The organism is Brevundimonas sp., assembly GCF_046293315.1.
Lineage (GTDB): Bacteria > Pseudomonadota > Alphaproteobacteria > Caulobacterales > Caulobacteraceae > Brevundimonas.
The window spans coordinates 1-621 of sequence record NZ_JBKBPF010000078.1 but is presented as its reverse complement, the minus strand read 5'-3'; the positions used below and the strand labels follow the sequence as shown (position 1 = coordinate 621).

The window sequence follows — 621 nt, the reverse complement described above, 5'->3', positions numbered from 1 at the left end:
CCACAGTGGCGCCGGCTGCCCATTGTCCGTGGCGCGCACCACCACGCTGTACGAGCTCTTCGTCTCAAAGTCCAGCACCGCCTGCGCCACGCGCAGCTGCCCAGTGCCGTCCTCGATGCTGAACACGCTGGCGCCGTCGCCGCCGGTGATGGAGTAGGTCAGCGTCTGCCCAAAGTCGGGGTCGGTGGCCACCAGCGGCGCGCCCACGCGCGTGCCCTCCGGGCTGTTCTCCTCCACCTCGTACCACGCGCCGTACAGCGTGGGCCGCTCGTTCACATCCAGCACCGCCACCGTGCTGGTGGCCTCGTGCCACAGCCCGCCGCCGTCCGTGGCGCGCACCACCAGCGAGTACTCGGACACGCTCTCGTAGTCCAGCACCGCCTGCTGCACAAACAGCTGCCGCGTGTTGGCGTTCAGGCGGAACACGTCCGCCGCGCTGCGTCCCGCGCGCTGGTAGCACACGGTGAAGTCGCCGGGCACGAAGCTGCCCGTGGCCAGCGCCACGCGGCGCACCGCCACCGGCTGCGCGTCCGTCACGTTCAGCAGCGGTGCCCCGCTGCCGCCCAGCCAAGGCGCGAGCCCGCGGCCCAGCGTCAGCTCCCCCGACTCCCGCACTTGCAC

At 72.0% G+C, this 621-nt stretch carries 1 protein-coding gene; it reads right to left on the bottom strand.

What is annotated here, in order from left to right:
* Positions 1 to 537: cadherin repeat domain-containing protein (locus tag ACK4SE_RS14100; protein WP_409693986.1), on the bottom strand; the 537-nt coding region annotated here is incomplete at its 3' end.
* Positions 538 to 621: the final 84 nt, after the last annotated feature.